The organism is Pseudomonas sp. TE21435, assembly GCF_056279265.1.
Genome location: NZ_JBWBQZ010000001.1, coordinates 4,439,778 through 4,459,770 on the forward strand (window position 1 = coordinate 4,439,778; position 19,993 = coordinate 4,459,770).

Here is a 19,993-nt window from a genome sequence, read left to right on the forward strand (position 1 = left end):
CCATGGACATGCAGATTCCCGGATTCGACATCGACAGCGAGCTTGGCCAGGGCGCCATGGCCAGCGTGTACCTCGCCACCCAGCGCTCCCTGGAGCGCAAGGTGGCGCTGAAGATCATGGCGGCGAGCCTGGCCGCCGACCCGACCTTCTGCGAGCGCTTCCTGCGCGAGGGCCGAACCCTGGCGCGGCTGGCGCACCCGAACATCGCCACCATCCACGACATCGGCAACGTCGGCGAGCTGTACTACATGGCCATGGAGTACCTGCCCAGCGGCACGCTGAAGGAGCGGATCGCCGCGGGGCTGACGCCCGAGCAGGGCCTCGTCTACGTGCGCCAGATCGCCCAGGCGTTGGGTTATGCCCACGCCCAGGGCCTGGTGCACCGCGACGTCAAGCCCGCCAACATCCTGTTCCGCGCCGATGGCACCGCGGTGCTATCGGACTTCGGCATCGCCAAGTCGCTGGATGACCGCACCCAGTTCACCCAGGCCGGTTTCGCCGTCGGCACGCCGAGCTACATGAGCCCGGAACAGGCGCGCGGCATGGACATCGACGGGCGCGCCGACCTGTATGCATTGGGTGTGGTGCTGTACGAAATCCTCGTCGGCAAGCTGCCGTACAACGGCACCGATGCGTTGTCCACGGCGTTGGCGCACCTGACCGAGCCGTTGCCGGAACTGCCCATCGAACATGGCCGCTACCAGGACATCCTGCGCGGTCTGCTGGCCAAGGATCCCAACGAGCGCTTCGCTGACGCGGCGGCGTTGCTGGCGGCGCTGGATCGCCTGACGGTCCAGGCGCCGGTCGAGGACAACGACAGCACATTGGTTCGCCCGCTGCCGATCCCGCCACCGGCCATCCCGCAGCCGGTGTCCATCAATATTCCGCAAGCCGTTGCCGCTCCCGTGAGCGAGCCTGCCCGGCGGTCCGAACCCAAGCCCGCGCCCGCTGTGAAGCCCGCCTCGAACAAGCCGGCCAAGGCCGTGCTGGCGGTGGCGATCGCGGCGGCGCTGGGGCTGGGCGGCGCGTTCTTCTGGTTGCTCGGCGGCAATGACGCGCCCGCGCCTGAAACGCCGGTGGTGCAGGCGCCCGCCGACAGCGTGGCCCCCACCGAACCCAAAGTCACACCGGTGGCCGCCTCGGACGACGGTCGTCCACTGCTGATGCCCGGCAAGAAGACCCTGTTCCAGCGTGTGCTGACCAAGCCTGATGCCCAGCTGGTGACCCAGCCTGGCGATGCCGCGGGCGAGACACTGCCAGCTTTCTCCGTGCTCTATGTCTACCAGCGCAAGGACGTCGGCGGCCAGGCCTGGGTCCAGGTCGGCGCCGCCAGTGACGGCCAGCGCGAGGGTTGGCTGCCGGCGGCGCAAACCAGTGACTGGAAACAGAGCCTGGTGCTCAAGTTCACCGAACGCTCGGGGCGCTCGCCGGTGATGTTCATGCGTCAGGTGGACGATGTGCAGCATCTGCTCGACGACACCGCCCAAGCCCGCGACAGCCTGCTCAAGGCGCAGAACAACCCCGACCAGGTGCCCCAGGTGATGGCCCTGGAACCGGCGGCCAGCGCCGTGCCGCAAAACCAGTTCTACCTGATGCCGATCTTCGACTACCGCGAAAGCTTCGACGCCGGCGGCCAGCCGGTGCAACTGCTTAACATCGCCTCCATCGACCCCGGTGCCAGCGCCCGCGACAGCGCGCCCAAGGCGGCCGGCGTCGCGGCGGTCGGCGACAACAGCTTCCGTACCGGCATCGTCCTGGTGGTGGACACTTCGGTGTCCATGCAGCCGTACATCGATCGGGTGCGCCAGGTGGTCAGCGAGCTGCAGCAGCAACTGGCGGCCCGTGGTGAGCTGGACAGCGTCAGCTTCGGCTTGGTCGGCTTTCGCAACAGCGTCAAGCGCACCCCGGGCCTGGAGTACCTGAGCAAGACCCTGGTCAGCCTGGAGCAGGGCCGCGATCCGGCGCGTTTCCTCAAGGCCGCCTCGCAGGTCAAGGCCACCAGCGTCTCCAGCCACTCGTTCAACGAGGACGCCTTCGCCGGCGTGATGCAGGCGGTCGAGGGCATGGACTGGTCCGGCTACGGCGGGCGTCTGATCCTGCTGGTCAGCGATGCCGGCGCGCTGCGCAAGAACGACCCGTTCAGCAGCACCCAGATGAACGAAGCCGAAGTGCGCCAGGCCGCCCTGAGCAAGCAGATCAAGATCTACGCCCTGCACCTGCGCACCCCCGCCGGGCTCAAGAACCACGGCGCGGCCGAGACCCAGTACCGTGTGCTCACCGCCGACAGCAACCCGCAGATCGGCGACCTCTACGTCAGCGTGCCGGGCGGTGAAGTCGGTGCCTTCGGCGACCGCGTGCGCGAGATCGGCTCGACCTTTGCCGACCTGGTGCACCAGGTGCGCAACCAGCAACCGCAACCCGTGCCGCTGCTGACCTCGGCCTCGAGCCTGGCGGCCAAGTCGCAGGCCATCGGCTACGCCATGCACATGGACTTCCTTGGCCGCCACGGCGCCAGCCAGGCGCCGCAACTGGTCAGCGCCTGGACCGCCGACCGCGACCTGACCAACCCGATGCTGCCGACCCTGCAGGTGTGCGTGATGCTGACCAAGCTGCAGCTCAACGACTTGCAGCAGTCGCTCAAGCTGATCGTCGATGCCGCGCGCAAGACCCGCAGCTCGCCAGGCGACTTCTTCAACGAGATCGCCAGCGCCAGTGCCTACATGAGCCGCGACCCCGGCGCGTTGCGCAAGGGCGCCAACCTGGCCCAGGGCGGTGTGCTCGGCGAATACCTAGACGGCCTGCCGTACCGCAGCAAGTCCCTGAGCATGACCCAGGACCTGTGGCTGTCGCTGTCGGTGGCCGAGCAGGAAGACTTCATCGACGAACTGGACTCGAAGATCCGCCTGTACGAGACCTTCCACAACGACATGGCCAACTGGGTGCGCTTCGGCAAGGCCGAACCGGGCGACGCCCTGTACCGTGTCCCGCTGTCGACGCTGCCGTGATGATCCGCCTGGACGGAGTGCGCAAGACACGCGGGCAAGGTGCTCAGCGCTACAGCCTGCAGATCGACCGGCTGCACCTGGCCGTGGGCGAGCGGGTGGCGCTGGTCGGGCCAGCCAGCGGCTGCGGCAAGAGCACCTTGCTCGACCTGCTGGCGCTGGTGCTGGCGCCGGATGCGGCAGAGGGCTTCGTCCTCGGCGGCGAGGATGTCGCCGGGCTGTGGCGCGGCCGGCAGCTCGACCGTTTGGCCAACTGGCGCAGCCGCCACCTCGGCTACGTGCTGCAGGCGGGTGGGCTGCTGGGTTTTCTCGATGTGCGCGGCAACATCTCTCTGCCGCGCCAGTTGCTGGGGCTCGGCGATGACGGCAGTGTCGAGCGCCTGGCCGAAGCGCTGGATGTACACGACCAGCTGGGCAAGAAACCCGCCACCCTGTCCCTCGGCCAGCGCCAGCGGGTCAGCTGTGCCCGTGCCCTGGCCCATGCCCCGACGCTGCTTCTGGCTGATGAACCGACCGCCTCGCTCGACCCGGTCAACGCCGAGCGGGTGATGCAGCTGTTGCTGTGCGAGGCCGAAGCGCGGCAGGTGACCTGTGTGGTCGCCACCCACGACGAGGCTCTGGCCCGCCACGCCGGGTTGACAGTGCTGCGCATGGCCTGCCGGCGCGAAGCCGATGGCGGCGTCACGGCGTGCCTGGAGCGGGCGGCCTGATGCGCCCGCTGCTGATCGCCGGGCTGGCCTGGCAGGACTACCGCAACGATGCGCGGCTGTCGGCGTGCGCCGTGCTCGCGCTGGTAGCGGTGATCGCGCCGTTGCTGGTGCTGTTCGGGCTGAAGTTCGGACTGGTCGGCAGCCTGACCGAGCGCCTGCAGCGCGACCCGGGTGTGCGCGAGATCATTCCCCTGGGCGGTGGGCGCTTTCGCGCCGAGTTCATCGAGGAACTGGCCCGGCACCCGCGAGTGGCCTTCGCGATCCCGCGCACCCGGCAGATCGCTGCGACCGCCGAGCTGTTGCTCCCGGCCCATGGGCGTGGCCTGACGGCGGAGATGCTGCCCACTGCCGAGGGCGATCCTTTGCTGGGGCAGGTCGCCCCCCCGGACGGCCTGCTACAGGTGGTGCTGAGCTTTACCGCTGCAGAAAAACTCGGTGCCAGGGCCGGGGACGAACTGCAGGCCAGCTTCAGTCGCCAGCAGGCCGGGCAGATGCAATGGCGACGGGCGCGCCTTCAGGTCAGCAGCGTGCTGCCCCTGGCTGCGTTCGAGCGCGATGGCCTGTTTGCCTCGCTGCAACTGCTCGAAGCCGTCGAGGATTACCGTGATGGCCGCGCCGTGGCTGCGCTGGGCTGGCAGGGGGAGGCGCAAGGCAGCGCGGCGCAGCGGGTGTACCCGGCCTTCCGCCTGTATGCCCGCGAACTGAGCGATGTCGAGCCGCTGCGCCAGTTCTTCGTCGAACGCAAGCTGCTGGTTTCCACTCAGGCCGCGCAGATCGCCCAGGTGCAATCGCTCAGCCGCAATCTCGACCTGGTGTTCTGGATCATCGCCAGCCTGGCTGTGGCCGGCGCCGTAGCGGCCATCGCCGCAGGCGCAGTCGCGGCGGTCGAGCGCAAGCAGCGCGAGCTGGCAGTGCTGCGTCTGCTGGGCTTCGGCACTGCTGCGCTGCTGTTGTTCGTGGTGCTCCAGGCGCTCTACAGCGGCCTTTTTGCCGCCGCCGCGGCGGGATTGTTGTACCTGCTGGCCGAACATGGCCTGAACCGACTTTTCATGCAGGTGCCCGGCGAGTTCGCCAGCCACCTGCTGCCCATGCACTACCTCGTTGCGTTGTGTGCCGTGCTGCTGGCCAGCACCGCCGCCGCCGCCCTGGGCGGCTGGCGGGTGGCGCGCATCGAGGCTTGCCAAGGAATACGTGATGTCTGATCGCCGCCTCGGGGCTGCCGCCCTGCTCCTGACCGCTTTGAGCCTGGGCGCCTGTTCCCCGGCCGATGGCGACGACAAGGCCAAGCCAGTTGCCCAGGCGCAGCCGGGGACTGAAAGCAAGTTCGACAACCCCAAACCGTTGCCGGGCGATGTCAGCCTGCCGCTGCCCTGTGGCGGTGAGCTGGTGCTGCGCAGTGTCTATGTGCTGGCCCAGGGCAGCCTCGACGACCGCGAGGTCAACCTCGGCTACCCGTTCAGCGAAGGCGAGGCCGGCTACAAGCAGTCGTTCATCTCCGGTTACCGGCGCGACTTCATCAACGGCCAGTTCAGCCTGCAGGACCTGGCGCCACAGTGGCAGAAGGCCGTTGGCCCGAGCCTGCCCAAGGTCGACAAAGGCAGCCCGCTCACGCCGATGATGTACTTCATCGGCAAGTACGAAGTGACCGCCCGCCAATACGCCCAGGTGATGGCCCAGGCGCCGTCGCTGGCCGGCGGCGACGCGGCACCGGCCTGCGAGGCGAACAACGACGCGGCGGGGCGCCTGCCCAAGGTAAAATTGTCGCGCTTCGAGGCCGAACGCTTCGCCGCCGTCTACAGCGCCTGGCTGATGAAGCACCACCGCGACCTGCTGCCGGTCAGCGGCCGAGGCAGCAAGGCCGAGGATGGTGGCGTGGGCTTCGTGCGCCTGCCCACCGAGGTGGAATGGGAGTTCGCCGCCCGTGGCGGTTCGGCGGTCAGCCGCCAGGAGCTGGAAGGGCGGTTGTTCCCGCGTAAGGTCGAAGGCGCCGACAGCGAAGGGCCGCTGGGCGACTTCGCGGTGTTCAACCAGGTCGCCGGTGGTACCGGGCAGGCGGCGCGGCTGATGCCGATCGGCACCAAACAGCCCAACCCGCTGGGCTTGTTCGATGTGATCGGCAACGCCGCCGAGATGGTCCAGGAGTCGTTCCAGCTGGTCAACGCCGGGCGCCTGCAGGGCGCCTACGGCGGCTTCGTGGTCAAGGGCGGCAACTACCTAGAAGGCGAGGGCACCTTGTTCACCGGCATGCGCCGCGAGTACCCGCTGTTCGGCGTCGACGGCACCGAGCAGCGCAACGAGACCACTGGTTTCCGCGTGGCCATCGGCGCCTTGTCGGCGCCGCGCTCGCGTTACCAGGAGCTGTTCGAGCAGTGGCAGAAGGAAGGTCGCCTGGCCGGCCTGACCGACGACATCGACGCCGCCCAAGACCCGACCAAGCGCCTTGACAGCATCATCGCCGCCGCCACCGACCCGCGCCAGCAGGCCGAGTTGGGGCTGGTCAACGAAGAGCTCAAGCGCAACGTGTCGCTGATCGCCCGCCAGCGCGAGGAAGCGGCCGGCAACCTGATCCAGTCCGCCGCCCTGGTGGCCGAAACCGTCAACAACTACAACATCCGCCTGACCAACCTGCAGAACACCCAGGCCAAGGCCGAGGCTTCCGGCGACCAGACCAGCGCGCGCATGTACGGCGCCGCCATCGCCAATGGCCGCGCCGCCCTCGACGGCGCCGTGGCGATCTACATCGACAACCTGGCCAGTGGCACGCGCTACACCGACGCGGTGATCCAGGCGCAGTTCCAGCGGGTCAAGGAAGAGCTCAATCGCAAGCCGGTGCTGGGCAACAGCCTGGTCACCCGCGCCACCCTGTTCGTCCGCCACGTCGGGGAGTACCGCCAGAACCGGCGGGCCGATCCGGCGACGATCCTCAAGGAGCTGCTGGCATCGGCCGCCCCGCGACCCTAAGGACAGCTTCGACAGAAAGGACTCCCGGGTGGCACGAAGCCCCCGGTCACCCAGAAACCCAAGAAGAGAAACCAGACCATGTTCACCCGCAAACCCCTGATCACCGCATCCCAGGCCCGTACCGCACTGCTGCTGGCAGCCGGTTTCAGCACCGTGCTGTTGAGCGGTTGCGCCAGCTCGCCGGCGTCCAAGGTTGGCGCCACGACCAAGGTCGAGTACTACCCCAACTGCTACGAGCCGGTGCAGCACCTGCGCTCCACCGACGGTGACATGACCCGCTCGGTCGCCACCGGCGCGCTGCTCGGCGCGGTCGGCGGTGCCCTCACCGGTGCCCTGGTCGACAAGGAAAACCGCGGCCGCAATGCCGCCATCGGTGCCGCTGGCGGCGCGTTGGTTGGCGGCGCGGCCGGTTACTACACCGAGCGCCAGAAACAGATCAGCGACGACAAGCAGCGCATCGCCTCGTACGCCACCGACATCGACAAGAGCGCGGCCGACATGGACCGCACCACGGCCTACGCCAAGTCGTCGCAGAGCTGCTACCAGCGCGAGTTCGCCAGCCTGATCCAGAACCGCAAGGCTGGCCGCATCAACGACACCGAGGGCCGCAAGCGCCTGGCCGAGATCGTTGCCGGCCTGCAGGAGTCGAACAACCTGCTGACCACCGTGAACGGTCGTTTGGGTGAGAACCTCAACAACTACACCCAGGCCTACGAGCAGGACCTCAAGCAGGTGGGCGTGCAGCGCACCGAAGTGGTCGCAGTGGCCGAGCCGCCGAAGGTGGCAACCACCGGCAAGAAGAAGGATGTGAAGAAGGTCCAGCCGGCCAAGACCAACACCAAGGTGCCACAGGAAGCGGTGGCCACCGAGAAGACCCTGCAGAACGCCAACGGCAAGAAAGCCGAGGCCCAGCAGGTGGCCAAGGCGGGCGCCGACCAGGTCAACGCCATGTGCCGCAACCCGGACATGGGTGACTGGGCGCCGGTGCCGTGCCCGAACGTGTGATCCGTTGAGGCTGCTTGCATGACCTGTAGGCGCGGGGCAAGCCCACGCCTGCAGGTCATGCGACTTGGCCAGGCTTTGTGCAAGGAAACCTATTCGTGACAGATCTTCTGGTCAATTCCCTGGCCAACAACTCCCAGTTTCTTGCCCGTCAGCGTATCCAGGCGCGGATCAACCTGCCGCAGATGTTCGCCGCCATCGACGCCGACCCGCGTATCGTCGGTGCCGGTGTGGTGTACATCGACGCCGAATACAACATTGTCACCCTGCGTGAGTTTCAGCCGATCTGCAGCATCCGCCCCAAGCGCGTGATCCTGCGCGAGATCAAGAAGTACCAGACACCTGACCAGTACACCCAGCAGTTGCAGCACAATCCGCGCGAGTCGCGGGTGGTCAAGGAGGCGGTCAACACCACCCTTTCCTGTGCGGGCGCTGTGATCGGCTGGTTCGTGGTGTTCAGTGGCACCATTGCCGCGCCCTTTTCCGGTGGTACCAGCCTGGTACTGACCTATGTCGGTGGCGCCGCCGCCACCGCCAGCAGCGTCCAGTGCGGCATCGGTGTAATGCGCACGGTGCGTGAAGTGACCAACCCAGCGGCTAACGATGCCCTCGATGAGAACCAGTGGTACCAGGCCGCCTCGATGGTGCTCGATGGCGTCTCGTTGCTGGGTGTCGGCGCGTCGGGCCTGAGCACGTTGAAGTACCTGCAAGTACACAAGGCCGCCACGGGTCGCAGCTGGCTGGAGTTGTCCAAGAGCCTCAGCCGCCAGCAGCGCAAGGCGCTGACCGACGAGCTGCTGTCGATCAAGCACCCGAGCCTGACGGCCAGGCAGATCAAGTTGCAGCAGGCGGCAGGGACCATGACCAAGCGCTACACCCCGACCGAGATCAGCCACGCCACGCAGACCCTGATGCGCGACTCGCTCGGCGCCACCTTCGGGTTGGCCGGGAGTGCCACGGTGCAGAGCATAGCCGTAGGGCTATACGAAGAGATCGAGTGATGATGAAGCCTGCGCAATTCCAGACTTTCATGCGCCGTTACTTCCCGACGTTCTTGCTGGGGTTTTTCATTTGCCTCCTGTCGGCGGCGTTGTCAGCGACTCTGTGGATCGACAGTCACTGGCGCAATCACCCGGATAACCCCTTATTCACCATGATGTCCAGCGCGGTGCTGGTCTTGCTGCTGTGTTCCGGGCATTTCGCGATGGTCCGGGGCTTCACATGGGCAGTATGGGTGGTGCTCCCTGTACCGACTGTGGCCTTGCTGATGGCGTTGAGCCTGCTCGGTAGTGGAGTGAATGCCGTGTTGCTGGCAATCCTGCTGGCGCTGCCATTGCTCGCGCTGCTGGTATTCAACAGCCAGCGGCATCGAGAGATGCGGCGGCGGTTGGTGGAGCTGCGCAAGGTGCGGCGCTAGCGCAATGACGCTCAAGCCTTTTCTGAAGCGTTACTTCGGCGTATTCATCGGCGCCTACTTCTCGTCGATCATTGCCGTGTCCTGGACATTTGCGCTGGTGTGGAGCACGTATTGCCGGAACTGCCTGAAGGATGGCGCCTTCGCTTCGAGTCTGTTCCTGACGCTGGCAGTCTTCATGTTGGGCCATGGCGCTGTAGTTCGGGGGCGGACGTGGGGAGCCTGGCTCGTGGCCGCGATGTGCCTGGCCAGCCTGGTGATCGCGTTGCCGGCCTATGGATATCGTCCCAACATGTTCATCTACGCGAGCTGCCTGCTGGCAGCGCTGGTAGCGTTGCTGTTGATCAATAGCAACAGGTACAGAGAAATGCGCGTTCTCCTGGCGCAGTACCGGGAGCAAAGGCGCAAGGCAAAGCCCTAGGCTCTGTATGAAAAGCCTTGATACTCGGTGATGCTGCGTTGAAAACAGCCTCGGAATGCTCATTTACAACCCGTAAACTCCGCTTCCTCGGCTGTTTTCGCCTTGCCTGACCTTCGTCTCAAGACTTTTCATACAGACCCTAGCCATCATCGCGGGTTGGCGCCGCGCACGGAGCTACAGTTCCGCCACCAGGGCTTCCAGTTGCTCCTGCCGCTCGGCCTGGTTGACCCGTGCCCCGGGATTGAGCGTCGACCACTGTGGATGCGCCCGCGCCTTGCGCAAGGCCTCGGGCAGCTTGCCTTCGCGCCAGCCTTTGTCCTCCGGCGCCGCGAGGCGGATGCTGTCCTGCGCCGCGTGCCCGCGTGCCTCCAGGGCCAGTATCAACTGTTGCTGACGCAGCGCCAGCAGGCGCAGCACGGCGTCATCCACCGTCAGCTCGCGCTGGCCCTTGAGCTTGCCCATCAGGCGCGAGCCATAGTTGCGCGCGGTCTGCAGCGCGCCGCCGGCAATGGCCCCGGCAAGCGCGGCGGCGCCCAGGGTCAGGCCGCCAACCAGCAGGTCGACGCCGGCACCTGCCGCCGCGCCCGCCGCCACGCCGCTGCCCAGGCGCACACCGAGCAGCTTCAGGGTCTCCGGATTGAACAGGTCGTCGCCCCAGCGCCCATCGAGCAGCGGCAAGTCGCCGGCATTGGCGTCCTCGCGACGGAACGCATACAGCTTGAGCAGCGCCTCGACACAGCGTTGCTCGCGCTCACGCACCGCCTGGCGCAGCGCTTCGATGGCCTGCGCCTCGGCGGCGGGCTCGGCCTCTACGCTGCGCCGGCAGGCAGCGCAGTCGAGCAGCAGCTCGGCGACCAAACGCTTGCCGCTGTGGCGACGGGCTTCGCGCTGGGCCTGCTGGTCATCGATCAGCCGTTGCAGGGCAGGGCGGGCCTCTTCCAGCAGCAGCGCCAGGCTTTCGTAGAGGCGGCGCTCGCCATCCTCGGGCGGGGCCACGCTGTCGAAACGCACCAGCGCATGCAGGCCCAGGCGCGCCAAGGCCTCGCGCCATTCGGGCTCGCGGTGCTGGTTGCTGGCAACGAAGTTGAGCACCGGCAACAGCGGCTTGCCGCAGCTGGCCAGCACCTCAAGCTCGTCGCGGTACTTGGCCAGCACCGGTTCGCGGGCGTCGATCACATACAGACCGGCATGGCTCGCCAGCAGCTGGCGCAGCACCTTGGCTTCCTGCTCGAAACGCTGGCGCGCCTCGCTGCCCTGGAGGAAACGCTCAAGGCGAGCGGGGCCGTCCAGGCGCTCGCCCGGGCGTTCGAGGCGCTCCAGGTAGTCGAGCAGGGCAATGGCGTCCTCCAGGCCGGGGGTGTCGTAGAGCTCGAGCAACGGTTCGCCGTCCACCGACAGGCGGGCGCCTTCGACATGGCGGGTGGTGCTGGGGCGGTGCGAGACCTCGCCGAAGCCGACGTCGCGGGTGAGGGTGCGCAGCAGCGAGGTCTTGCCGACGTTGGTGTGGCCGACCACGGCCAGTTTCAGCGGCTCAGTCATGGCCATGCTCCAGCCAGGTCAGGGGCGAGGTGTCGGCATGGGGCAGGCCCAGGCGGTCGAGGGCCTCGTGCCAATCGCCCAGGCGTGCCGCGTCCAGTGCCTGGCCGGGCTGCGCCTGCAGCAGCCAGATACGCGTGGCGCCGGCGTTGCGCGCCAGTTCAGCGAGCAAGGCCAGGCTGCCCCGGTCGGGCGAGCGACGCGGGTCGCAGGCAATGGCCAGGCGCGCCGGGGGGAAACGGCTGAGTTGCTCGAGCAGCTTGTTGCGCGATTCGCGGCTGTCGAGCACGCCCGCATGGGTGACCGAGCGGGGCAGTGCGGGTGGCCAGGGGCGCTGGTCGTCCAGTTCCAGGCCGACCAGCAGGGCACCGCCACCGTCGCGTTCCAGTTGGCCGGCCTCGAAGCGGGGCAGGGTGTCGGGGGCTGCATCCTGCACGCCGAGGCGTTCGCTGCGCGGCATCAGGGCTTCGCGCAGTTGCGCGTAGCCTGGCAGATTGAGGTCCAGCGCCAGGCGCTCGCGGCCCTGGCGCCAGCGCCACAGGCACAGCGCGGCCAGCAGCATGCGGGGCAGCAGGCCATAGACCAGCACCACGCCGAGCAGCCAGCTGGCCCAGGCCTGGCGCGCCAGATCGAGTGCAGGCAGGGTGTCGCCGCTGGCGCGAATCATCGCCTCGTCGGGGACGGCGAAACCGAGCAGCGAGGGCAGGGCGCCAAGGGCCTGGGTCAGCGTGATGAAAGGTTCGGCGGCAAGCAGCGTGGTTTCCCAGACGAAGCCGTAGCGTCGCGTCGCCAGCAGCGCCAGGAGCATGCCCAGCGCCGCGAGCATTGCCAGCGACCACAGGCCATGCACCAGCAGGCCGAGCAGCCAGCGGTTCAGGCGCTGGCGCTGCAACAGCACCAGCAGCGCGGGAGCCAGTTGCGCGGCCTTGGCGTCACGGGCAAAACGCTCGCTTAGCCACAGCCACAGGCGGCCCAGCGCCGCGCCATGCTCACCGGCGAAGAAGAAACCCACGGCCCAGCCAAGCAGCAGCACGAGATTCAGCCCGAGCAGGCTGCCCAGGGCCCAGAACACGTTCACCGGCCGCTGGCCGTCGCCCAGGGCCGCCAGCCCCAGGCCGGCGCCACTGAACAGAGCCAGGACCATCAAGCTCAGCAATGCCAGCCGTGCGCCCTGCTTCCAGTGGCGCAGCGCCGCGTCCATGCCGTCGCGCTCGGCCAGCCACAGAGCGCGGGCCTCGATGCGTGTGGCCAGGTCGCCGCCCTGCTGGCGGGCGCGTCGGTTGGCCTCCTGGTCCTCCAGGGGACCGGCGTGTTCCTCGCGCAGGCGTACCGCTTCGGTGAGCCAGCGCTTGTCGAGTGGAGTGGGTGCAGTCACAAGCTCTTCCATTGCACAGGTCTGGCCGCAAGCATAACCCACGCGCCCGGTGCTATCCTCGCCGGCATGAATACATCACTCCCCCTCAGCCTGATCGCGGCGCTCGCCGAGAACCGTGTGATCGGCATCGACAACACCATGCCCTGGCACCTGCCGGGGGACTTCAAGTACTTCAAGGCCACCACCCTGGGCAAGCCGATAATCATGGGGCGCAAGACCTGGGATTCGCTGGGCCGGCCATTGCCGGGGCGGCTGAACATCGTCGTCAGCCGTCAGCCTGGACTGCAACTGGCCGGCGCCGAGGTGTTCGCCTCGCTGGAGGCGGCGCTGGTGCGCGCCGAGCAGTGGGCGCGCGAGCAGAGCGTCGGGGAATTGATGCTGATCGGCGGTGCGCAGCTGTATGGGCAGGCGCTGGAAAAAGGGCTGGTGAGCCGGATGTACCTGACCCGGGTGGAATTGTCGCCGCAAGGCGATGCCTGGTTCCCGGAGTTCGACCACGGGCAGTGGCAGTTGACGTCGAGCGAGGCGCAGTCCGAAGCGGAAAAGCCGGCCTATCACTTCGAAGTCTGGGACAAGGCTTGAGTGTGTTCGGGGCCCGCTGATACGCAATAACTGCAATTGCGAACAAATATCATCTTCTGCTAGCGTTCGCTCCTCTTGAGACCCAGAGCCAGGATGTGCCGTGTCTTCGTGGAACAAGCAGATCGCCCGGTTGTTCACCGAGCACAAGAAGGCCCTGGAGGCGTTCGTCGCACGGCGCACCGGCAATAGCCAAGTGGCCGCCGACCTGACCCAGGAGTCCTTCCTGCGCCTGGCGCGGCTGCCTGCCGACAAGCAGATCGACAACCTGCCGGCCTTCCTCTTCACGATTGCCAGCAACCTGGTGCGCGATCATCAGCGCCAGGCCATTCGCCGCGAGCGCCTGGATGGCGGCGAGCCCAGCGACGAACTGGCCAGCGAAGCCCCCGGCGCCGAGGACCAGTTGGCCGCGCAGCAGGAGCAGGCGCTGATGCAGGCGGCGATCCAGGCCCTGCCCGAGGCGACCCGGCACATCTTCCTGCTCTATCATGTCGACGGTTGCACCTACCGCGAAATCGGCGAGCGCATGAACGTCACGCCCCGCAGTGTCGAGTACCAGCTGCGTCGGGCATTGCTCGATTGCCGCGCCTTCATCCAGGCGCGGCTGGCCGGTGACGCGAGAGGGCAACGTCCATGAGCCGTCATCCCGAGAGTGCGACCGATCCCATGAGCGACCTGCCCGACAGCGAGCGCCTGTTCGCCGAAGCCACAGCCTGGTATTACCGTCTGCATGCCGAGGACGTCACCCTGGACGAACGCCAGGCGTTCGCCGTATGGCGCGCGCAGGGGCCGGCGCATGCCAAGGCCTGGGAGGAAGTGCTCGATTTGCTGGGGGCCTTGCAAGGCCCTGCCAGGCATCTGCGGGAACACCAGCAGGCGGCATGGCGCGCCCCCCGTGGCCGGGTCTGGCCCAAGCTGGCAGGCGCTGCCGCGGCGGCGGTTCTGTTGGGTGTGCTGCTCGTCCAGACGCCCTGGCTCGACCGCTGGCGCGCCGATTACGCCACCGCCACGGGTGAAACCCGCAGCCTGCAACTGGAGGACGGCTCGCGCATTCAGCTCAACACCGACAGCGCCGTGCAGGTCGAACTGGGGATCACCGAGCGACGTGTCCGGCTGTTGCGTGGCGAGGCCTGGTTCGAGGTGACCCGCGACCCGGCCCGGCCCTTTGTGGTGCGTGCCGGGGATGGCTGGGTGCGGGTGGTGGGCACGCGCTTCAGCGTGGCTGAGGCAGACGGGCAGACCCGTGTGCAACTGGCCCAAGGCAAAGTCGAGGTCCGTGCCGGTACCGGCCAGGGCGTATTCCTCGAGCCCGGGCAGGCGTTGGAGTACGCGGCAGGCGGGCCGGGTGCCGTGCATGGCTTCGAGCCCGCCCGCGCCTTCGCCTGGCGCGAGCGGCAACTGGTATTCAGTCAGCAGCCGCTGGGTGAGGTGGTGACCGAACTCAATCGCTACTGGCCCGGGCTGACCCTGGTGCTGGGCGACGGCCTGCGCCAGCGCAAGGTCTCCGGCGTGTTCGACATCGACAAGCCGGAGGCCGTGCTCAAGGCCTTGACCCATACCCTGGGCGTGCGTGCCGACCAGTACACACCGTACCTGCGCATCCTGCGCGAAGGCTGATTTAAAATTTTTTCGGGGATTCCCGCCGGGCCGACGTCCTTGATTTCGTAGGCGCAAATAATAAGCACTCTCAGACAGTGCCGCGCCAGTCGATCACTTTGACGCTTTCGGGGAGCCCCATTGATGAAAACCACCGCCACTCGGGCCGTGCTCGGCCTGGCCATCGCGCTTGGCAGCGCCGCGCTGGCCGGACCCTTGCAGGCCCAGGCCGCCACGCAGGCTCAGGTCTACCGTTTCGACATCCCAGCGCAGTCGCTGGACTCGGCCCTGGCGGCCTTCAGTGCGGTTACCCGGATCCAGGTGCTGGTACCCGGTGAGTTCACCCAGGGCCTGCGCTCGCCGGGCCTGAGTGGCAGTTATCCACAGGACCAGGCACTGGCCCGCCTGCTCCAGGGCACTGGCCTGAATGCCGCCTACATCGACAACGACAGCGTCACCCTGGAGCGCCTGCGCGCCGGGGGCGACGACGCGATGCAACTGGGCGCGGTGAAGATCGACAGCAGCCAGCTGGGCACCACCACCGAAGGCACCGGCTCCTACACCACTGGGTCGCTGACCCTTGGCAAGGGCGAGCAGAAGCTCAAGGACATCCCGCAGTCGGTGTCGGTAATGACCCGCCAGCGCCTGGACGACCAGAACATGAACAGCCTGCAGGACGCCATGCGGCAGGTGACCGGTACCACGATCAAGAGCTACAACACCGGCTCCAACCTCAATGACGTTTACATGCGCGGCTTCCCGGTCGACCTGGTGCAGGTCGATGGCGTCACCCAGCCCACCGGGCAAGGCGACATGGCCACGGCGTTCGACCTGGCCATGTATGACCGTGTCGAAGTGCTGCGCGGGCCATCCGGCCTGTACCAGGGCGCGGGCGAACCCGGCGGCACCATCAACCTGGTGCGCAAGCGCGCCTTGGGCAAGTTTGCCCTGTCTGGTGAGCTGTCGGCGGGTACCTATGACCGTTACCACTCCACAGTTGACGTCACCGGGCCGCTGAACAGCGATGGCAGCCTGCGCGGGCGTTTCGTCACCGCCTACGAGAACAACCAGGCCTTTGTCGACTACGCCCAGAACGAGCGCCCGATGATGTACGGGCGCCTGGAGTACGACCTGTCGCCGGCCACCACCCTGACCCTGGGCGGCGCCTACCAGCGCAACAAGTCGGTGCCCGCGTTCGGTCTGCCGGCCTACGACAGCGGCAAGCTGCTCGACGTCAAGCGCTCGACCTTCGTCGACGCGAAGTGGAACGAGCTGGACGAGCGCGTCTGGGAAAGCTTCTTCGAGGTCGACCATGCGCTGGACGATGGTGGCCAGTTCAAGACCTCGCTGAGCTATCGCGACGCCGAGGCACCCACGCGCAACTTCACCTGGACCGACGGCGCCGTGGACCCGGTGACCGGTGCCAGTTCCGCGGTGGCCTACAACTACTACACCCACATCAAGACTCTGGGTCTGGACAGCTTCGTGACGCGGCCGTTCGAGGCGTTCGGGCGTACCCATGAGCTCACCGTGGGCGCCGACTACCAGCATGTGGACAAGGACTTTCGCTACGGTGGCCGGGAGTGGTTCGACATCAACGTGTTCGACCCGGGCAGCATCGACATCCCCAAGATCGACTACGCCATGGACAACGGCAACTCGTCCAAGTCGAACCAGTACGGACTGTATGCCCGCACCAAGTTCAGCGCCAACGACTGGCTGGACGTGATCCTCGGTAGCCGGGTGATCTGGTTCGACAGCGATGGCCACAATGCCAACCCGTTCTTCAACGAATTCTCCGACCCCCACACCAGTGTTCGCCGCAAGGTGATCCCCTACGGTGCGCTGGTCGCCAAGCTCACCCCCGAACTGTCGGCCTATGCCAGCTACACCACGGTGTACAAGCCGCAGACGCAGATGGCCGGCGGCGACAGCACGGTGGCGCCGCGCGAGGGCAAACAGTATGAGTTGGGCCTGAAGCGGGAGTTCTTCGACGGCCGCCTGAACGGCAGCGTGGCGGTGTTCCGCATCTATGACGAGAACCGCGCCCAGCAAATCGACCAGACGCCGTTCTACGAGGCCCAGGCCAAGGTGCGCAGCCAGGGTTGGGAAACCGAGCTGTCCGGCAACCTGACCGACAACTGGAGCGTCAGCACCGGCTACGCCTTTACCCGGCTGGAGTCGGGGCGTCAGGCCGACTACCAGGGCATCAGCATCACGCCCAAGCACAACTTCAATGTATGGACGCGCTATGCGTTCGCCGATGGGCCGCTGGAAGGGTTCAGTGTCGGTGGTGGTGTGCGGGTGGTCAGTTCCACCTACTACACGCGCAACAGCGTGGACTTCGTGCAGGGTGGCTACAGCGTGGCCACGGCGCAGGTGGGCTATCGCTTCAACAAGCACCTGTCGGCGACACTCACGGCCAACAATCTGTTCGACCGTGTGTATTACGAGCGTGTGGACAGTGCCTGGGGCTCGAACTTCTATGGCGAGCCGCGCAACCTGACGCTCAAGCTGCGCGCGACGTATTGAGCCTGGATCGCCGGGGGCGCAAAGCGCCCCCGATAATCTCTCAGGAGTGACTCAGTTGCGCATGCTCATCCCCAGCCAGCACCTGCTGGTCGGTCTGCTTGAGCAACTGGCTGGTAACCACGCCCGCGGTCATCGAGCCATTCACGTTCAACGCCGTGCGGCCCATGTCGATCAGCGGTTCCACCGAGATCAACAGCGCCACCAGTTCCACCGGCAGGCCCATGGCTGGCAGCACGATCAGCGCGGCGAAGGTCGCGCCGCCGCCGACGCCGGCAACACCTGCCGAGCTGAGGGTGACGATGGCCACCAGGGTGGCGATCCACAGCGGGTCGAAGGTGTCGATGCCCACCGCCGGGGCGACCATCACCGCCAGCATCGCCGGGTACAGGCCGGCGCAGCCGTTTTGGCCAATGGTGGCGCCAAACGACGCGCTGAAGCTGGCAATCGACTGCGGCACGCCCAGGCGCAGGGTCTGCGCCTCGATGTTCAGCGGGATGCTGGCGGCGCTGGAGCGGCTGGTGAAGGCGAAGGTCAGCACCGGCCAGACTTTACGGAAGAAGCGCAGCGGGCTGACGCCGGTCAGCGCCAGGATCACCCCGTGGACCACGAACATCAGGCCCAGGCCGATGTACGACACCACCACGAAGCTGCCCAGCTTGAGGATGTCGTCGAGGTTGGAGCTGGCCACCACCTTAGTCATCAAGGCCAGCACACCGTAGGGGGTGAGCTTCATCACCAGGCGCACCAGGCGCATGACCCAGGCCTGCAGCACGTCGATGGCCGACAGGGCGCGCTCCCCCTTGTCCTTGTCGTCCTTGATCAGTTGCAAAGCGGCGAGGCCGAGGAACACGGCGAAGATCACCACGCTGATGATCGAGGTCGGCTTGGCCCGGGCCAGGTCGCCGACCGGGTTGGTCGGGATGAACGACAGCAGCAGTTGCGGGATGTTGAGGTCGGCGACCTTGCCCGCGTAGTCGCTGTGGATGGCCTGCAGGCGGGCGCTTTCCTGGGCGCCGGCCACCAGCCCCTCAGCGCTCAGGCCGAACAGGTTGGTCAGGGCGATGCCGATCAGTGCGGCGATCGCAGTGGTCAGCAGCAGGGTGCCGATGCTCAGCACACTGATGCGGCCCAGCGCCGAGGCGTTGTGCAGGCGGGCCACGGCGCTGAGGATCGAGGCGAAGATCAGCGGCATGACGATCATCTGCAGCAAACCGACGTAGCCATTGCCGACCAGGTCGAGCCAGCCGATGGTGGCCTTGAGCACCGGGTGCCCGGCGCCGTAGATCGTGTGCAGCACCAGGCCGAAGCCGACGCCGAGGGCCAGGCCCAGCAGCACCTTCTTGGCCAGGCTCCAGTCGGTGCGACGGGTTTGCGCCAGGCCCAGCAGCAGGGCCAGGAACGCCAGCAGGTTGAGTGACAGCGGCAGGTTCATTGAAGCTCCGGAAAAAGGCAAAAGAGGCATCGCCTCTGTGAGCGATTACGAACGGAAATGCTAACAGCCTGAAAACAAACGAATTTATACCTAAAAGGAATTTGCATAGTCGTTTATGGAATAACGCCTGGTCGTTTTTGGCAATACACATGGCGTTTGCGGTTGCTTCGAGGTCGGTGGCGCATGCCTGCCTGTCACAAATCAGGTCTAGGGTTGAGCGGCCACGTCTTTGGGAGAACCGCACATGATGTCAGCTCCGAAAATCCTTGCCGGCGGCCTTGCCCTGTTGCTCAGTGCCAGCAGTTGGGCGGCCACCGAGCTCAAGCACTGGCCGGCCGAAGCCGCGCAGAAGCTCGACGCGATGATTGCCGCCAACGCCAACAAGGGTAACTACGCGGTGTTCGACATGGACAACACCAGCTACCGCTTCGACCTCGAAGAGGCACTGCTGCCGTTCATGGAGAACAAGGGCCTGCTGACCCGCGACAAGCTCGACCCCTCGCTCAAGCTGATCCCATTCAAGGACACAGCGGAGCATAAGGAAAGCCTGTTCAGTTACTACTACCGCCTGTGCGAACTCGACGACATGGTCTGCTACCCCTGGGTGGCCCAGGTGTTCTCGGGCTTCACTCTCAAGGAACTGAAGCAGCAGGTCGACGAGCTGATGGCCTCGGGCAAGCCGATCCCCAGCACCTACTTCGAGGGCGACCAGGTCAAGAGTATCGAGGTGCAGCCGCCGAAGGTGTTCACGGGCCAGGCCGAGCTGTACAACAAGCTGATGGAGAACGGCATCGAGGTCTATGTGATCTCGGCGGCGTCCGAAGAGCTGGTACGCATGGTCGCCTCAGATCCAAAGTACGGCTACAACGTCAAACCACAGAACGTGATCGGTGTGAGCCTGCTGCTCAAGGATCGCGCCAGTGGCCAGCTGACCACGGCGCGCAAGCAGATCAGCGCCGGGCAGTACGATTCCAAGGCCAACGAAGGCCTGGAGCTGACCCCGTACCTGTGGACGCCGGCCACCTGGATGGCGGGCAAGCAGGCGGCGATCCTGACTTATATCAATGAGTGGAAGAAACCGGTGCTGGTGGGGGGCGACACCCCAACCAGCGACGGCTACATGCAGTTCCACGGCGTCGATGTGAACAAAGGCGGCATTCACCTGTGGATAAACCGCAAGGCCAAGTACATGGATCAGCTCAACGGCATGATCGCGAAGAATGCAGCGGCCCAGGCCAAGGAAGGCTTGCCGGTGACGGCGGACAAGAACTGGGTGATCGTGACGCCGGAGCAGATTCAGTGAAATACGCATAACCTGTTCCGGCCCAATCGCTGGCAAGCCAGCTCCCACAGGTGCAATGCCAAGGCCTGCGATTACATTGTGGGAGCCGGCTTGCCGGCGATGAGGCCTTCTCAGGCATAAAAAAACCGGC

16 protein-coding genes are annotated in these 19,993 nt (G+C 66.4%); 13 read left to right on the forward strand and 3 right to left on the reverse strand.

What is annotated here, in order from left to right; all coding sequences use genetic code 11:
* Positions 1–2: 2 nt before the first annotated feature.
* The 8 genes from ACZ9C1_RS20065 (at position 3) to ACZ9C1_RS20100 (ending at position 9,510) form a co-directional block, all read left to right on the forward strand.
* Positions 3–3,005 (forward strand): serine/threonine-protein kinase, encoded by a 3,003-nt coding sequence (locus tag ACZ9C1_RS20065; RefSeq protein ID WP_457378234.1) that lies wholly within the window; start codon positions 3–5, stop codon positions 3,003–3,005.
* On the forward strand, positions 3,005–3,712 hold the full coding sequence (locus ACZ9C1_RS20070) for an ABC transporter ATP-binding protein (protein WP_476254308.1): 708 nt from the start codon (positions 3,005–3,007) through the stop codon (positions 3,710–3,712). The genes ACZ9C1_RS20065 and ACZ9C1_RS20070 overlap by 1 nt, the downstream gene beginning before the upstream one ends.
* A complete protein-coding gene (locus ACZ9C1_RS20075; RefSeq protein ID WP_277502497.1) occupies positions 3,712–4,914 on the forward strand; it encodes an FtsX-like permease family protein in 1,203 nt (400 codons plus the stop codon). The genes ACZ9C1_RS20070 and ACZ9C1_RS20075 overlap by 1 nt, the downstream gene beginning before the upstream one ends.
* Positions 4,907–6,673, forward strand: coding sequence for a formylglycine-generating enzyme family protein (locus ACZ9C1_RS20080; protein ID WP_457378233.1), 1,767 nt, complete (start codon positions 4,907–4,909; stop codon positions 6,671–6,673). Before ACZ9C1_RS20075 ends, ACZ9C1_RS20080 begins: the two co-directional genes overlap by 8 nt.
* A gap of 78 nt (positions 6,674–6,751) precedes the next feature.
* Positions 6,752–7,678: a type VI secretion system-associated lipoprotein TagQ gene (gene tagQ, locus ACZ9C1_RS20085; protein ID WP_102681842.1), complete on the forward strand. Its 927-nt coding sequence runs from the start codon at positions 6,752–6,754 to the stop codon at positions 7,676–7,678.
* Positions 7,679–7,773: 95 nt separating this feature from the next.
* Positions 7,774–8,676 carry an NAD synthetase gene (locus tag ACZ9C1_RS20090; RefSeq protein ID WP_277502499.1) on the forward strand — a complete coding sequence of 301 codons (903 nt, stop codon included), beginning with the start codon at positions 7,774–7,776 and terminating at the stop codon, positions 8,674–8,676.
* Entirely contained in the window at positions 8,676–9,092 is a 417-nt protein-coding gene (locus ACZ9C1_RS20095; RefSeq protein ID WP_110700251.1) for a hypothetical protein, read from the forward strand. The genes ACZ9C1_RS20090 and ACZ9C1_RS20095 overlap by 1 nt, the downstream gene beginning before the upstream one ends.
* Positions 9,093–9,096: 4 nt before the next feature.
* Positions 9,097–9,510 carry a hypothetical protein gene (locus ACZ9C1_RS20100; RefSeq protein ID WP_277502500.1) on the forward strand — a complete coding sequence of 138 codons (414 nt, stop codon included), beginning with the start codon at positions 9,097–9,099 and terminating at the stop codon, positions 9,508–9,510.
* 174 nt (positions 9,511–9,684) lie between these two features.
* Here the strand turns inward: ACZ9C1_RS20100 and ACZ9C1_RS20105 are convergent, their stop codons facing one another.
* Both ACZ9C1_RS20105 and ACZ9C1_RS20110 read right to left on the reverse strand, forming a co-directional pair.
* The gene (locus ACZ9C1_RS20105) at positions 9,685–11,049 is read right to left on the reverse strand and encodes a GTPase/DUF3482 domain-containing protein (RefSeq protein WP_102681844.1); all 1,365 of its coding nucleotides are present in this window, start codon (positions 11,047–11,049) and stop codon (positions 9,685–9,687) included.
* Positions 11,042–12,433 (reverse strand): DUF2868 domain-containing protein, encoded by a 1,392-nt coding sequence (locus ACZ9C1_RS20110; RefSeq protein WP_111532513.1) that lies wholly within the window; start codon positions 12,431–12,433, stop codon positions 11,042–11,044. Before ACZ9C1_RS20110 ends, ACZ9C1_RS20105 begins: the two co-directional genes overlap by 8 nt.
* Positions 12,434–12,487: 54 nt before the next feature.
* Here ACZ9C1_RS20110 and ACZ9C1_RS20115 point away from each other — a divergent pair, with 54 nt between their 5' ends.
* From ACZ9C1_RS20115 to ACZ9C1_RS20130, 4 genes are all read left to right on the forward strand, one after another.
* A complete protein-coding gene (locus tag ACZ9C1_RS20115; protein ID WP_457378232.1) occupies positions 12,488–13,003 on the forward strand; it encodes a dihydrofolate reductase in 516 nt (171 codons plus the stop codon).
* Positions 13,004–13,103: 100 nt separating this feature from the next.
* Entirely contained in the window at positions 13,104–13,637 is a 534-nt protein-coding gene (locus tag ACZ9C1_RS20120; protein WP_198753764.1) for an RNA polymerase sigma factor, read from the forward strand.
* Positions 13,634–14,617 (forward strand): FecR family protein, encoded by a 984-nt coding sequence (locus ACZ9C1_RS20125; RefSeq protein WP_457378231.1) that lies wholly within the window; start codon positions 13,634–13,636, stop codon positions 14,615–14,617. Before ACZ9C1_RS20120 ends, ACZ9C1_RS20125 begins: the two co-directional genes overlap by 4 nt.
* Before the next feature lie 120 nt (positions 14,618–14,737).
* Complete coding sequence (locus ACZ9C1_RS20130) at positions 14,738–17,128, forward strand: TonB-dependent siderophore receptor (RefSeq protein WP_457378230.1); 2,391 nt, start codon at positions 14,738–14,740, stop codon at positions 17,126–17,128.
* Between the two features lie 40 nt (positions 17,129–17,168).
* On the opposite strand, the gene ACZ9C1_RS20135 is transcribed toward ACZ9C1_RS20130, so the two are convergent.
* Positions 17,169–18,560, reverse strand: a complete 1,392-nt coding sequence (locus ACZ9C1_RS20135; protein ID WP_217867546.1) for an L-cystine transporter — start codon at positions 18,558–18,560, stop codon at positions 17,169–17,171.
* Positions 18,561–18,807: 247 nt separating this feature from the next.
* Between ACZ9C1_RS20135 and ACZ9C1_RS20140 the strand changes: the two genes are divergently transcribed.
* Positions 18,808–19,863 carry an HAD family hydrolase gene (locus ACZ9C1_RS20140; RefSeq protein WP_476254585.1) on the forward strand — a complete coding sequence of 352 codons (1,056 nt, stop codon included), beginning with the start codon at positions 18,808–18,810 and terminating at the stop codon, positions 19,861–19,863.
* Positions 19,864–19,993: the final 130 nt, after the last annotated feature.